Source organism: Marinimicrobium sp. ARAG 43.8, from assembly GCF_050113635.1.
In the GTDB taxonomy this organism is placed as follows: domain Bacteria; phylum Pseudomonadota; class Gammaproteobacteria; order Pseudomonadales; family Cellvibrionaceae; genus Marinimicrobium.
Genome location: NZ_JBNJLT010000003.1, coordinates 319,015 through 332,659 on the forward strand (window position 1 = coordinate 319,015; position 13,645 = coordinate 332,659).

The following is a 13,645-nucleotide window of genomic DNA, read 5'->3' on the forward strand; positions in this document are numbered from 1 at the left end:
CGGGACGACCCGCACCGACATCGAGAGCTCAAGCGATGTTTACTAAAGTCCTGATCGCCAATCGCGGCGCCATCGCCGTGCGCATTATCCGTACTCTCAAAAAGCTGGGCATAGCCTCCGTGGCGGTTTACGCCGACGCTGATGCGGATTCGCTACACGTCACGCTGGCCGATGAAGCGTTTCCGCTCGGTGAAGGTGCCGCTACCGACACCTATCTTGACCAGGAAAAACTGTTCGCTGTTGCGGAGCAATCCGGCGCTCAAGCCGTGCATCCCGGCTACGGCTTCTTGAGTGAAAATCCCGACTTTGTGCGCGCCTGTGAGCGTCGCGGCATTGCGTTTATCGGACCCACTCCCGAGCAAATGAATACGTTCGGCCTGAAGCACACCGCGCGTGCACTGGCGCAGGAAAACGATGTGCCGCTGCTGCCGGGCACCGAGCTGTTGACCAACATCGAAGAGGCGCTGGGCGCGGCCGAACGTATCGGTTATCCGGTCATGCTGAAAAGTACCGCCGGGGGCGGCGGTATCGGCATGCAGACCTGCTTCTCCGGCGATGAACTGCGCAAGGCGTTCGACACGGTGAAAAGGTTGAGCGCCAATAACTTCTCCAATGATGGCGTCTTCGTCGAGAAATACATCGAGCATGCCCGGCATATCGAAGTACAGATTTTTGGTGATGGTCAGGGGGTGGCGGTGGCACTGGGCGAGCGGGACTGCTCCTCACAGCGACGCCACCAGAAAGTGGTGGAAGAATGCCCCGCGCCCAACCTGCCCGATACGGTGCGCGAAGCACTGCACCGCACCGCTGTGCGATTGGGGGAGGCGGTTCAGTATCGAAATGCCGGAACGGTAGAGTTCATTCTGGATGCGGCCGATAACCGGTTTTATTTTCTGGAGGTCAATACCCGTCTGCAGGTCGAACACGGCGTTACGGAACAGGTATACGGTGTGGATCTGGTGGAGTGGATGTTGCGCCAGGCGGCAAATGAGCTCGGAGATCTCAAGGCGCGCTGCGCCGCACTGACCCCGCAAGGCTACGCGGTGCAGGCCCGGATCTATGCGGAAGATGCCAATAAGAATTTTCAGCCCAGTGCCGGCCTGTTGAGCGCGGTCACGTTTCCGGAGTCGGACCGGCGGCAACGGCGTATTGACACCTGGGTGGAAGCCGGCCTGACAGTATCGCCGTACTTCGATCCCATGCTGGCCAAGATCATTGTGTGGCGGGAGACCCGCGAGGCGGCGCTGAGCGCACTTGACGATACGTTGGCGGCAACCGTAGTGGAGGGAATTGAGACCAACACCGATTACGTTCGTCGTATCCTGGCTACTTCGGAATTTCGTGAAGGAAGGGTGTACACCCGCTTTCTCAACACGATGCCCTATACACCTCCGACGCTGGATGTCTTGACGGCGGGCACCATGACCACCGTGCAGGATTATCCTGGCCGTACAGGTTACTGGGATATCGGCGTTCCTCCTTCCGGTCCTTTCGACAGCTACTCGTTACGACTGGGTAACCGTCTGCTGGGAAATCCCGAAGGCATGGCCGGGCTGGAAATTACCCTGAATGGCCCCGCTCTGAAATTCAACACCACCACCGATTTTGTGCTGGCCGGTGCCGAGCTGGAGGCGACACTTGATCAGGCGCCGGTGTCATTGTGGCAGCCGATAAGGGCTCAGGCGGGGCAGGTACTTAAACTGGGCAAGGTAACAGGTGCCGGTGCCCGCACCTATTTAATGGTGGCGGGAGGTTTTCAATGTGCGGATTATCTGGGCTCGAAATCCACCTTTACCCTGGGGAAGTTCGGTGGCTTTGCCGGTCGGGCTCTGCGCACTGGCGATGTGCTGCACCTGGCGGCAACGCCCGTGGCAGAGCGTACCGCCATTCTGCCACAGAAGCTGCAACCGCCGATTGATCATCAGTGGCAGTTGCGCGTTATCTATGGCCCTCACGGCGCGCCCGATTTCTTCACCGAAGAGGACATGCACACGTTCTTCCAGCACCGTTGGGAGGTGCATTACAACTCCAGTCGCACCGGTATTCGGCTGATCGGGCCCAAGCCTGAATGGGCGCGACGCGATGGCGGCGAAGCCGGTCTTCACCCCTCGAATATTCATGACAACGCCTACGCGATTGGGACGGTGGATTTCACCGGTGATATGCCGGTCATTCTCGGCCCGGATGGCCCTTCGCTGGGGGGCTTTGTCTGTCCGGTAACGGTGGTTGCCGCCGACTTGTGGAAGCTCGGTCAGCTCAAGGCCGGAGATCGGGTGCAGTTTGTGCCCATCAGCCTGGCGGATGCCAACCGCCTGGAAAGCGAACAGCGGGAACAAATCAGCGCGTTGCAGCTGGTTGAGTCGACGCCAGTGGAGCCTCTGCCCGTTCCGGCATTAATCGCACGAACCCCGGTATTGAAAACGCTCTCAGGGGAAGACACCGGTGTGCCCGTTGTCTACCGCCCCTCCGGTGATCACTATCTGTTGGTGGAATACGGACCCTTGCAGCTGGATATTCGCTTGCGTTTCCGTGCCCATGCGTTGATGTTGCATTTGCAGGAGCGGAACCTGGACGGCATCCTGGAGATGACGCCGGGGATTCGCTCGCTGCAGATTCACTATGACAGCCTGTCGCTCTCCACTGAGAGTCTGTTGAGTTTGCTGGAACAGGCGGAACGACAGCTGACGGACATCGACGAGCTGGAAGTGCCTTCCCGGATTGTGCACTTGCCACTGAGCTGGGACGACCCGGCCTGCCGTCAGGCGGCGGAGAAATATATGCAGTCCGTGCGGCGCGACGCACCGTGGTGCCCGGATAATATCGAGTTTATCCGGCGAATCAACGGCCTCGATTCCATTGATGATGTAAAACGCATCGTGTTCGATGCCAGCTATGTGGTGATGGGGCTCGGTGATGTTTATCTGGGTGCCCCCGTGGCCACACCGCTGGACCCACGCCATCGGTTGGTCACCACCAAGTACAATCCCGCACGCACCTGGACGGCGGAGAACTCAGTGGGCATCGGCGGCTCCTATTTGTGTGTGTACGGCATGGAAGGACCGGGCGGCTATCAGTTCGTCGGTCGCACGGTTCAGATGTGGAACCGCTATCGCCGCACTCGCGAGTTCAGCGAACCCTGGTTGTTGCGTTTCTTTGACCAGATTCGTTTTTACGAAGTCAGCCATGAAGAGTTGCAAACCCTGCGTCGCGACTTTCCCAAGGGCCAGTACCCGTTGCGCATCGAGGAGACCACGTTTCGACTAAAAGATTACGAAGACTTCATTGACCGGCACCAGGCTGATATCGACACCTTCGTCACCCGTCGTAACGAGGCTTTTAATGAGGAGCTTCAGCGCTGGATTGATAACGGCCAGATGAATTTCGACTCGTCGGGCCAAGAGGCGCGGGAGACTCAAGAGGATGCGCTGTCCGATGACGCCATTGCCGTGGAAAGTCATGTGGCAGGTAATGTGTGGCAGTTTATGGTGAAAGTGGGGGATCGCATTAACGCCGGCGATGTGGTGTGCATTCTGGAGTCCATGAAGATGGAAATTGAAGTGGTGGCGCCAGAAGGTGGGGAGGTGTTGGCGTTGTCCCGCCCGGAAGGGCAATCCGTCAGTGCGGGTGACCGGCTGTTGATACTGGGTTGAGGTTGGCATGAGCCAGGGACGGCGGCCATGGTATACTGCGCAAATACGTTGCCACCAGAGTTCCTTTGGTGTGTTAGTTGCGATGGTGTGTCAGTTGCGATCTCAGGTAGTGTTTCTAGTACTATGGCGAAGAAAAAACCGGAAGTGAAACTCCGCAGTTGGGGGCGATATACCCCACTCGATACCCGCTCCAAAGAGCTGCCTCAACTGATTAAGATGACTCACGATATTCCCTGTGAACTGGGCGTGGAATTCGGGTATATCGCCAATATTCGCAAAGCCAAAAACAAAAAGCTGTATTACTGCATTTATCACCCCGATATACCCGACCAAGAGGGCGGTGTTCTGCCGCCGTTTGATGGCGAGGAATACATTCGCCAAAACGACTGGGACTTTTTCATCGGGGACACCATTTGGGAACCCATCGACAACAAGGCCGGACCCTGGCGGGTGACCCTGTCCATCGATGGGCAGATGATCGCGGATGAAACCTTTAACCTGATACTTCCAGAGTCCTGTTAACCGGCCTTACAGGGCCTCGCGCAATCGGCGTATGGTCTGTACGCGGTTAATGAATTCCTGCATGATCAGCGTGTAAAGTTCATCACCGATAAACTCATCTTCCACCCCCGCATCAATGCTGGGGTTGTCATTCACTTCAATGACCACCACGCGGTTGCCGGTCTGTTTCAAATCCACACCGTACAAGCCTTTGCCAATTAACCCGGCCGCTTTGACCGCTGTGTTAATGACTTTTTTGGGCACCTCATAGGTTGGCATGGTTTGATAGCCACCGGACGGGTCACCCGTGTTGCTGTGGTCGTATATCTGCCAGTGGTTGCGCGCCATAAAATACTGGCAGGCATAGAGCGGTTTACCGTTGAGAACGCCCACCCGCCAATCGAACTCGGTGTACAGATATTCTTGGGCCAGTAACAGGGCAGAGTGTTTTAGCAGTTCGGTGACACCATTTTCCAGCTCCTGCCGGTTCTCCGCCTTAATCATTCCTCGGGAAAATGAGCCGTCCGGGATTTTCAGGATAATGGGAAACCCCAGGTCGGCTTCCAGTTTGTCCATTGACTTTTTATCCCGCGTGGAGATCAGACGGGTTTGAGGCGTATCGATCTTGCGAGCGGCAAACAGGTCCGCAAGATAGACTTTGTTGGTACAGCGGATGATGGACTGCGGATCATCGATGACCGCCAGGCCCTCGGCTTCGGCGCGACAGGCAAACTGGAAGGTGTGGTGGTCAATATTGGTGGTTTCCCGGATAAACAGCATGTCGTATTCGGGCAGTTTGCGAATGTCCTTGCGGCCGATAAAGTCCACGTTGATCCCGAGGCGGTTGCCGGCCTTGACGAATTTTTTCAACGCCTTGCTGTCGCTGGGCGGCAGCTTTTCCTCGGAGTCAACCAGGATCGCCATTTCATAGCGGCTGATGGTGCGGGTTTTGGGTTTGCGCCACAGCTGCGCACTGAACCGATCCAGCGCATTGGCAAAGGCCTCCTGCTCAGGTTCGGTCAGGGTGTGCACGGGGGCCACTTTCAGACTGCTGATCCGCCAGCCGCCGCGCCACTTCAGTTCCGCTTGCAAAATCGGGCAGGGCTGTTGTTCGAACAACTCGCGCGCCAGCTTTTTCAGTTCCGGCACACTGCTTTCGCCAAAAAAGATCCAGAACGTGAACGTGTCCTCGTCGCGGTCGGCGAGCTTGTTAAGAAACTTTTCGGCCTGGCTTTGCAGATGCTCTTCAATTACGGAAAAGCTGCTGCGATCGCGTAGATCGTTCAGCGTTTTTACGGAGGGAATAACGGAGTGCCCCCGGGCTTCGGCCAGTAGCGAGCAGTAGTAGCCCTTACTCAGGTAGCCGAACTTTCGACTCAGGTTAATAACCCGGGTACGGCTGTTGGCAGGTGTGGACAATTGCAGATAGTCATCAAAAGTGATGACTTGCTCACTGGGAAAGTAAGGCGCCCAATCCTGGGGGGATTCCACCACAATTAATAATCGGGACATGCGATCTGGACCCTTTGGCTCACACCGACGTTTGGCTCTGTTCGAGCCGATGGTTATTTAGTGATGTATGTTTAGCAATGGTTCATTGGCACTCGGTTTAATGCGGTGTGGTGTGTGACTGTGTGGCGTGCACCGTGGCCGCCACACTCACTCGGTTTCCACCGGCGTGTCTGGATGATTACCCCATTCGGCCCACGAGCCATGGTAGCCCTTGATGTCAAACCCCAGGCTCTTGCCCACTAAATACGTGAATCCAGAGCGGTGGTGGCTTTGGCAGTGCGTCACGATAGGTTTGTCACGAGTCAGTCCGCGTTCAGCCAGAAACGGTTCGGCATCAGGGCGGATACGAAGGCCATTGTTGTGGTCCATGAGTTGGGTCCACTCGATATTGACCGCACCCGGAATGTGTCCGCCTTTCATGGCCAGCGCCTTTTCGCCGCTGTATTCCTGGGGGCTGCGGGCGTCCCACACACGGAAGTCCGGGTTGTCTAGCCCTTCCAGGATTTCCGGAATTTCCACCAGTACCGCAGGATTAATGGTGACTTCGGCGTTGGTCGGCGTCACCTGGGGAATATGACGGCTCAGGGGTAATCCATCGCTTTTCCAGGCCTGCAGGCCACCGTTGAGGTAGGAATAGCGGGTATGGCCGATGGCATCCAGCGTCCAGATAAAACGACCGGCCCAGCCTCCGCCTTCGTCGTCGTAAACAACAAAGTGCGTGTCGGGGGTTAATCCGAGAAAGGAGAATAACCGGTTGAGCTGCTCGGCCGTGGCAATACGCCCCGGCGCTGGAGGAATATTGCTCAGCAACATTTGTGGAGGAATATGCAGCGCCCCTTCCACATGGCCGCTCTGGTAACTTTGCTCGCCGCACAGGTCAACAATACGCAGGTTGTCCGGTGGTGTTTCAAGCTGTTTGGCCAGCTCAGCGGGTTCGATAATCAATGGCAAATCGGGCATAGTCTCATCCTTATATCACAGCGTTCTCTATGTCACATATCACAATATTCTCTACCGGCGCGTCATGCGCGCGGTCACGACAGTGATTTATACAGTCTCTGGTTCTAGCATAGCGCCGATAGCGGCGGACTCAAGAGGAATTGGTGTGCCCGCGCGGAAAATCAGCGCGGACCGGCCAGGCTCTCCAGAATTTGACGACAGCTGGCGGCTCGACGCACACTGATGGCGCCGTTTTCCTCGGCTTCCCGGATAGCGCAACCCGGTTCGCCTTCGTGGGCACAGTCGCGAAATTTGCAACGACCGAGGAATGGGCGAAACTCAATAAAGTTTTCCAATACCTCATCGCGGCTCATATGCCACAACCCAAATTCACGAACTCCAGGCGAATCAATAAGACGACCGCCACCGGGAAAATGAAACAGTTCCGTATTGGTGGTGGTATGGCTGCCGGTCTCTCGCTCCGAAAGTCGTCCCACTTTTAAATCCTGATCCGGCAAAAGATAACTGGCCAATGAGGACTTGCCCACGCCGGACTGGCCAACGAAGACGCTGGTGCTCTCGCGGAGTTGCTCCGCGAGAGCCGTCATGCCCTCGCCGGTGGTCGCCGATACCCGTAAAACGCGGTAACCGAGCCGGGTGTACAATGCTTGTATTTCGTCAATCTTGTCGAGAACCGTCGCATCGATGACGTCGCATTTGTTGATGACCAGCGCCGGGGTAATATCGCTGGCTTCAATGGCAATCAGGTAGCGGTCCACCAAACTGAAATGGGGCTCAGGCTTGGGGGCGATAACGATCAATGCCTGATCGATATTGGCCGCCACGGTTTTCAGATCTCCGTAAGGATCTGGTCGGCATAGAGCCGAATGGCGGGGCATCACCGCTTCCACAACTCCATAGGGGTTGCCGTCACGCCAAACCACCTGATCGCCGGTCACCAGCGACCCGAGGTTGCTGCGAAAATGGCAGCGACGGCGCTCACCATCGGCTTCGATCAGAACCAGCGTGCCGTAGTGAGTGACAACCAATCCCTCTCGTTCGGGCCCCAGCGTGTTTTCATCAATGGGGGCCGTCTCCCAGTCCCCCTGCTTGCGTGCGGCGCGGTCCTGGCGTTCCTTTTGAATTTTTTCAATGCGCCAGGCTTGGCGTCGTGTCAGTTTGCGTTTGCTCATGCTGGGAGTCGGGCACCGTTTTCCGGGGTCGCCGGGTGGCTGTTGTTCCGCGCGAGTAGGCGGGTTACTCTTTTCAACGCTATTGTGCCTTAACCTCTGGGGCGCTGTCTCGAATTCTATGTCGAGGATACGCGTTCTGGTGACTGGAAGCTTAAACCTATGTTAAACGAACAACATTTGATCTGGATCGACTTGGAAATGACCGGGCTGGACCCGGACCGGGATGTGATCATCGAAATTGCCACCATTGTGACCGACGCGGATCTGAATATCCTCGCCGAGGGGCCGGTGCACGCCGTTCATCAGCCCGATGAGTTACTGGAGGGCATGGACGAGTGGAATACTCGCCAGCACGGTCAGTCGGGCCTGACCCAGCGCGTACGCGACAGCAAGGTCAGTCTCAGCGGTGCGGAGGCGGAAACCATCGCCTTTCTGGAACAATGGGTGCCAGCGGGCAAATCCCCGATGTGCGGTAACTCTATCTGCCAGGACCGGCGCTTTCTGGTGCGGGGAATGCCGCGACTGGAGAAGTACTTCCACTACCGCAATCTGGATGTGTCCACGGTGAAAGAGCTGGCGCGCCGTTGGCGGCCTGATGTGCTGGAGGGCGTGAAAAAAGACGGTGCGCACTTGGCGCTGGATGATATCCGGGATTCCATTAACGAATTGAAACACTACCGAACAGAATTTTTTCGTCTGAAATAGGGAAAGCTCTGGCCCGAATGGCACTGAGTTAAGCGATTGGGCGTTCTTAATCCGGTCACTGCTTCCGGCGCCTTCTTCCGAGACACGCCGTAAACCCATCCGTGGGGGCTCGAACGCAGCATCCATGCTGCATACGGTCTCGGAAGAAGGCGCCGGAAGCAGCGCCCTAGCTGTGAGCCGGGGCTTAACCCAGTGCCATTCGGCGCAGGCCTTACACGTTATACGTGGAAGAGGCGGTATCGCCGCCGCGGCCGGTCCAGTTGGTGTGGAAGAACTCACCGCGCGGCTTGTCGATGCGCTCGTAGGTGTGCGCGCCGAAGTAGTCGCGCTGGGCCTGGAGCAGGTTGGCCGGCAGGCGTTCGCAGCGGTAGCCGTCGAAGTAATTCAACGCCGCGGTGATGGTCGGTGCCGGGATGCCGCTGGTAATCGCAGTGGCCGCCACACGGCGCCAGCCGTCCTGAGCTGCTTCGATCTTGCCTTTGAAGTAATCGTCCAGCAGCAGGTTTTTCAAGTCACCGTTCTTGTCGAACGCCTGCTTGATGTTATCCAGGAAGCTGGAGCGAATGATGCAGCCGCCGCGCCACATCAGGGCGATACCGCCGTAGTTCAGGTTCCAGTCGAATTCCCGGGCCGCTTCGCGCATCAAGGCATAGCCTTGCGCGTAGGAAATCATCTTGGCGGCCAGCAGTGCTTGGCGAAGATCGTCGACAAACGCTTTCTTGTCACCCTCGAATTTCACTTTCGGGCCTTGCAACACTTTGGATGCTTCTACGCGCTCGTCTTTTTGAGCGGACAAGCAGCGAGCGAAAACGGCTTCGCCGATCAGGGTCAGGGGAATGCCCATATCCAGGGCGATAATGCCGGTCCATTTGCCGGTGCCTTTTTGGCCGGCCTTGTCGAGAATCTTCTCCACCAGCGGTTCGCCGTCTTCTTCGTAGGCGAGGATGTCGCGGGTGATCTCAATGAGGTAGCTGTTCAGCTCGCCTTCATTCCACTCGGCGAAGACTTCGTGCATTTCCTTGTGGCTCATGCCGACCAGATCTTTCATCAGTTGGTAGGCTTCGCAAATCAGCTGCATGTCGCCGTATTCAATGCCGTTGTGGACCATTTTCACGAAGTGGCCGGCGCCAGCCTCGCCCACCCAGTCACAACAAGGGCTGCCATCGTCCACTTTGGCGGCGATGTCCTGGAAAATCGGCTTGACGTGTTCCCACGCCTTGGGGGAGCCGCCGGGCATGATGGAGGGGCCAGTCAGAGCGCCTTCCTCGCCGCCGGAGACACCGGTGCCGATAAACAGCAGGCCCTTGCTCTCCAGGTATTCAGTGCGGCGGTTGGTGTCCGGGTAGTGGGTGTTGCCGCCGTCAATGATGATGTCACCCGGCTCCAGATGCGGGATCAGCTGCTCGATGAAGTCATCCACGGCCTGGCCGGCTTTTACCATCAACATGATTTTGCGCGGGGTGGCCAGTGAATTGACCAGTTCTTCCACGGAGTGCGCACCGCGAATGGTTTTGCCTTGCGCGCGTCCGTTGATGAATTTGTCCACTTTGTCGGTGGAGCGGTTATAAGCGGTGACGGTGTAGCCTTTGCTGGCCATGTTCAGGATCAGGTTTTCGCCCATCACTGCGAGGCCAACCAGGCCGATATCGGATTTCTCTTTCATAGAGTCTGCTACCTGTCTCTCTCGGGTTGATGTGGGTGGTCGTGATTATTGGCGTCCGCACGTCAAATTGAGTGCCGTGCAGCGCACTTTGTCATCGAAATTTTAAAAAAAGGGTGCGTATTATTCACGTTTGTGGCGCAAATTAACAGGGCATTGGTTTAATGGCGACGATAGTGAGGTGCTAATAAGGCGCTATAGAGGCCGTTTTCGGCGAATTTTACGCGTGCGCCGTCGTCCGGGACGGGCCTGCTGAGCCAGGGCCCAGTCGATGTGTTCCCGGACCAGTGTGGAGGCCTCGGGTCGCCGGGCTTCCAGCGCGGCCACAATGTCCGGGCTGGAGGGCGCGTTGCCCAGCCCCACGGCCAGATTGCGCAGCCAGCGCTCGTAGCCAGCGCGGCGAATGGCCGAGCCTTCGGTGTAGCGCAGAAATTGCGCTTCGCTCCACTGAAACAGTGTCAGCAACTCTTGCTGGTCCAGGGAGTGGCGGGGCTTAAAATCGTCCTCGTTTGTGTAGTGGGCGAACTTGTTCCAGGGGCAGATAGCCTGGCAGTCATCGCAGCCAAACACCCGGTTGCCCATGGGTTCCCGGAATTCCTCCGGGATGGGGCCGGCGTGTTCAATGGTCAGGTAGGAAATGCAGCGTCGGGCATCCAGCGTATAGGGTTCGGGAAAGGCGTCGGTGGGGCACACCTGCAGGCAGGCGGTGCAGTCGCCGCAGCGATTGGGCTGCTCCGGCTCGTCGACCGGCAGGGGCAGATAGGTAAACAGTTCACCCAGGAAAAACCAGCTTCCCGCCTCACTGTTGAGAATGAGTGTGTGCTTGCCGGTCCAGCCCAGCCCGGCTTTGTCCGCCAGCGGACGCTCCATGACCGGCGCACTGTCGACAAACGGGCGCTGCTGACCCATGAGCACTTCTGGTGGCAGCGTGGCCTCAATGGTCTTGGCCAGGCGAGCCAGCCGCTTGCGGATGAGCTTATGGTAGTCCCGGCCCAGTGCGTAGCGGGAAATATACGCTTTGGTTGAGTCTTTCAGGATATCGATCTGCCGGGTGTCCTCGGGCAGATAGTTCATCCGCACGGAAATCACCCGGACAGTGCCGGGCACGAGCTCGGCCGGGCGGGAGCGTTTGTCGCCATGGGCGTTGAACCAGTCCATGGTGCCGTGGTAACCCTTGGCGAGCCACGTCTTTAGCCGCTGTTCGTCCTCGCGCAGGTCGGTATCGGTGATGCCCACCGCCTGAAAGCCCAGCTCCCGCCCCCATTGCTTGATATCCAGCGCGAGTTGTCGGTAGTCCACAGGTGGCATAGGCGTAGATGGTTTAGGCATAGACAGCAGATGGTTCAGGCATAGATAGCAGGCATAGATAGAGCGGTACGAGATCCCGGTGAGTTCGCGTATAATTCTGCCAGAAAACCCCGCATTTATCTGTTTTATTGAGGATGTTATGAAGCTGACGCCGGTCCATTCCCCGGATTTCCCACGTGCCCTGTACACGGCCGAACAAACACGGCAACTGGATCGGCTGGCCATCGAGAGCGGCATCCCGGCGATTCAATTGATGAAACGGGCCGGGCGTGCGGCGTTCGAGCAGTTGCTGGCCCGTTACCCTGCCGTGAACGGTGTGACAGTTTATTGCGGCTCCGGCAACAATGCGGGGGATGGTTATGTCATTGCCGCGTTAGCGGCCCAGCGCCGGATGCCGGTCACGCTGATAGCCGTGGGTGACCCGGACAAGCTGCAGGACGAAGCGGCCCAGGCCCGGGACTACGCTCTTCAGGAAGGGGTCTTGATTACCCCGTTGGAGCGCGCGACCGCGCCGACAGATGGCGTTATTGTGGACGCGCTGTTGGGTACCGGCCTGTCGGGGGAAGTCCGGTCGCGGTATGTCGACGTGATTGACTCGATCAATGCCAGCGGGCTGCCCGTCCTGGCCGTGGATGTGCCATCGGGTCTCAATGCGGATACCGGGGCACTGATGGGTTGCGCGGTGCGGGCCGAGGTGACAGTGACCTTTATTGGGGTCAAGCGCGGTCTGTTAACCGGTCGGGGGCCGGCGGTGACCGGGGAGTTACTGTTTGCGGATCTTGGTGTGCCGGCCTCGATTTACGAGTCACAAACGGCGGTGGTGAACCGTCTGGATGCCCGGGTCATACCTGCCCGGCTGCCCCGACGTGCGCCAGACGCTCACAAAGGGGATTTCGGCCATGTGATGGTGATCGGCGGTGATACCGGCTTCGGCGGGGCCGCCATGATGGCAGCGGAAGCCGCTGCGCGCACGGGTGCCGGGCTGGTGAGCCTGGCTACTCGCCCGGAACATGTGGCGCCGGCGCTGACCCGTCGCCCTGAAATCATGGTGTGCGGTGTCACCTCCGGCCAGGAGCTGGAGCCCTGGCTGGCTCGGCCCACCGTGCTGGTGGTCGGTCCGGGGCTGGGGCAGTCGCCCTGGTCTGAACAAATGCTGCAGCAGGCCCTGCAAACCGGTTTGCCGCTGGTGCTGGACGCGGACGCGCTGAACTTACTGGCCGCCCATCGGCCCGCCGCAGCCGACGCGCGCGATAACTGGATTCTGACCCCGCATCCCGGCGAAGCGGCCCGCCTCCTTCATACGCAAACGGATGACGTGCAAAGCGATCGATTTGATGCCATTCAACGACTGCACCATCGCTACGGAGGCGCGACGATTCTGAAAGGGGCGGGTTCCCTGGTGTATTCGGGCAGCCGCATCGGACTGTTGGACGCGGGTAATCCCGGTATGGCCACCGGTGGCATGGGCGATGTGTTGTCCGGTATCCTCGGCGGCCTGCTGGCGCAGGGGTTATCGGTTGGCGAGGCGGCGGCGCTCGGCGCCACCCTGCACGCGGGGGCGGCGGACCTGGCCGTTGGGGACTGGGGCGAGCGCAGCTTACTGGCCACGGATCTGATCCCCGCACTGTGTCAACTGTTGCAAGCTGAGGCGGACAATGGCAAGCGGGGTTGAGGCGGAGTGGTTTTTGGCGGACGAGTCGGCGACTCTGGCGCTCGCCGAAGCACTGGCGCGCTCTTTAAAAGCGTCGCCCTCAGGGCTGGTGATGTTTCTCGACGGTAACCTGGGCGCCGGTAAAACCACGTTCTGTCGCGGTTTGCTCAAAGCGCTGGGCCATACCGGCGCAGTGAAAAGTCCGACCTACACCCTGGTTGAGCCCTACGAGATTCTGGGCCAGCCGGTGTACCATTTTGATTTGTATCGGCTCGGGGATCCGGAGGAGCTGGAGTACATGGGCATCCGTGATTACTTTGCGCCGGATGCGCTCTGTGTGGTCGAGTGGCCGGAGCGTGGCAGCGGCGTTCTGCCCGAGCCGGACTTGAGTCTTGAATTGACCCCGGAGCGGCGAGGGCGTCGAGCCAGGGCCCGTGCCGTGACCGAAAATGGCCGTCAGCGTTTAAACCTCTGGACGGCGCAGTGAAACGCTCCGTTGGTGTGTTGGGGGTGAGCAGCGCAGGTT

Annotated in this window: 10 protein-coding genes; 5 read left to right on the top strand and 5 right to left on the bottom strand. The window is 58.5% G+C overall.

The window, feature by feature from the left end:
- Positions 1-35 precede the first annotated feature (35 nt).
- Together uca and ACQCLF_RS08660 are read left to right on the top strand one after the other, a co-directional pair.
- Complete coding sequence (gene uca, locus ACQCLF_RS08655) at positions 36-3,650, top strand: urea carboxylase (RefSeq protein WP_426986284.1); 3,615 nt, start codon at positions 36-38, stop codon at positions 3,648-3,650.
- 123 nt (positions 3,651-3,773) lie between these two features.
- Positions 3,774-4,172: a DUF3859 domain-containing protein gene (locus ACQCLF_RS08660; RefSeq protein ID WP_426986286.1), complete on the top strand. Its 399-nt coding sequence runs from the start codon at positions 3,774-3,776 to the stop codon at positions 4,170-4,172.
- 6 nt (positions 4,173-4,178) lie between these two features.
- Here ACQCLF_RS08660 and ACQCLF_RS08665 read toward each other — a convergent pair whose 3' ends face one another.
- The 3 genes from ACQCLF_RS08665 to rsgA form a co-directional block, all read right to left on the bottom strand.
- Complete coding sequence (locus ACQCLF_RS08665; RefSeq protein ID WP_426986288.1) at positions 4,179-5,663, bottom strand: RimK family protein; 1,485 nt, start codon at positions 5,661-5,663, stop codon at positions 4,179-4,181.
- A gap of 147 nt (positions 5,664-5,810) precedes the next feature.
- On the bottom strand, positions 5,811-6,623 hold the full coding sequence (locus ACQCLF_RS08670; RefSeq protein WP_426986290.1) for a sulfurtransferase: 813 nt from the start codon (positions 6,621-6,623) through the stop codon (positions 5,811-5,813).
- 161 nt (positions 6,624-6,784) lie between these two features.
- A complete protein-coding gene (gene rsgA, locus ACQCLF_RS08675) occupies positions 6,785-7,795 on the bottom strand; it encodes a small ribosomal subunit biogenesis GTPase RsgA (protein ID WP_426986292.1) in 1,011 nt (336 codons plus the stop codon).
- Between the two features lie 159 nt (positions 7,796-7,954).
- Here rsgA and orn point away from each other — a divergent pair, with 159 nt between their 5' ends.
- A complete protein-coding gene (gene orn / locus ACQCLF_RS08680) occupies positions 7,955-8,500 on the top strand; it encodes an oligoribonuclease (RefSeq protein WP_426986294.1) in 546 nt (181 codons plus the stop codon).
- 211 nt (positions 8,501-8,711) lie between these two features.
- Here orn and gnd read toward each other — a convergent pair whose 3' ends face one another.
- Positions 8,712-10,163: a decarboxylating NADP(+)-dependent phosphogluconate dehydrogenase gene (gene gnd, locus ACQCLF_RS08685; protein ID WP_426986296.1), complete on the bottom strand. Its 1,452-nt coding sequence runs from the start codon at positions 10,161-10,163 to the stop codon at positions 8,712-8,714.
- 192 nt (positions 10,164-10,355) lie between these two features.
- A complete protein-coding gene (gene queG / locus ACQCLF_RS08690; protein WP_426986298.1) occupies positions 10,356-11,489 on the bottom strand; it encodes a tRNA epoxyqueuosine(34) reductase QueG in 1,134 nt (377 codons plus the stop codon).
- Positions 11,490-11,607: 118 nt separating this feature from the next.
- Between queG and ACQCLF_RS08695 the strand changes: the two genes are divergently transcribed.
- Together ACQCLF_RS08695 and tsaE are read left to right on the top strand one after the other, a co-directional pair.
- Entirely contained in the window at positions 11,608-13,140 is a 1,533-nt protein-coding gene (locus ACQCLF_RS08695; RefSeq protein ID WP_426986300.1) for an NAD(P)H-hydrate dehydratase, read from the top strand.
- Positions 13,124-13,606 carry a tRNA (adenosine(37)-N6)-threonylcarbamoyltransferase complex ATPase subunit type 1 TsaE gene (gene tsaE, locus ACQCLF_RS08700; RefSeq protein ID WP_426986302.1) on the top strand — a complete coding sequence of 161 codons (483 nt, stop codon included), beginning with the start codon at positions 13,124-13,126 and terminating at the stop codon, positions 13,604-13,606. The genes ACQCLF_RS08695 and tsaE overlap by 17 nt, the downstream gene beginning before the upstream one ends.
- Positions 13,607-13,645 lie beyond the last annotated feature (39 nt).

Excerpts from the sequence above, each read along its gene's own strand:
- uca (WP_426986284.1), top strand. The coding sequence starts at position 36 with ATGTTTACTAAAGTCCTGATCGCCAATCGCGGCGCCATCGCCGTGCGC.
- ACQCLF_RS08660 (WP_426986286.1), top strand. The coding sequence starts at position 3,774 with ATGGCGAAGAAAAAACCGGAAGTGAAACTCCGCAGTTGGGGGCGATAT.
- ACQCLF_RS08665 (WP_426986288.1), bottom strand. The coding sequence starts at position 5,663 with ATGTCCCGATTATTAATTGTGGTGGAATCCCCCCAGGATTGGGCGCCT.
- ACQCLF_RS08670 (WP_426986290.1), bottom strand. The coding sequence starts at position 6,623 with ATGCCCGATTTGCCATTGATTATCGAACCCGCTGAGCTGGCCAAACAG.
- rsgA (WP_426986292.1), bottom strand. The coding sequence starts at position 7,795 with ATGAGCAAACGCAAACTGACACGACGCCAAGCCTGGCGCATTGAAAAA.
- orn (WP_426986294.1), top strand. The coding sequence starts at position 7,955 with ATGTTAAACGAACAACATTTGATCTGGATCGACTTGGAAATGACCGGG.
- gnd (WP_426986296.1), bottom strand. The coding sequence starts at position 10,163 with ATGAAAGAGAAATCCGATATCGGCCTGGTTGGCCTCGCAGTGATGGGC.
- queG (WP_426986298.1), bottom strand. The coding sequence starts at position 11,489 with ATGCCTAAACCATCTACGCCTATGCCACCTGTGGACTACCGACAACTC.
- ACQCLF_RS08695 (WP_426986300.1), top strand. The coding sequence starts at position 11,608 with ATGAAGCTGACGCCGGTCCATTCCCCGGATTTCCCACGTGCCCTGTAC.
- tsaE (WP_426986302.1), top strand. The coding sequence starts at position 13,124 with ATGGCAAGCGGGGTTGAGGCGGAGTGGTTTTTGGCGGACGAGTCGGCG.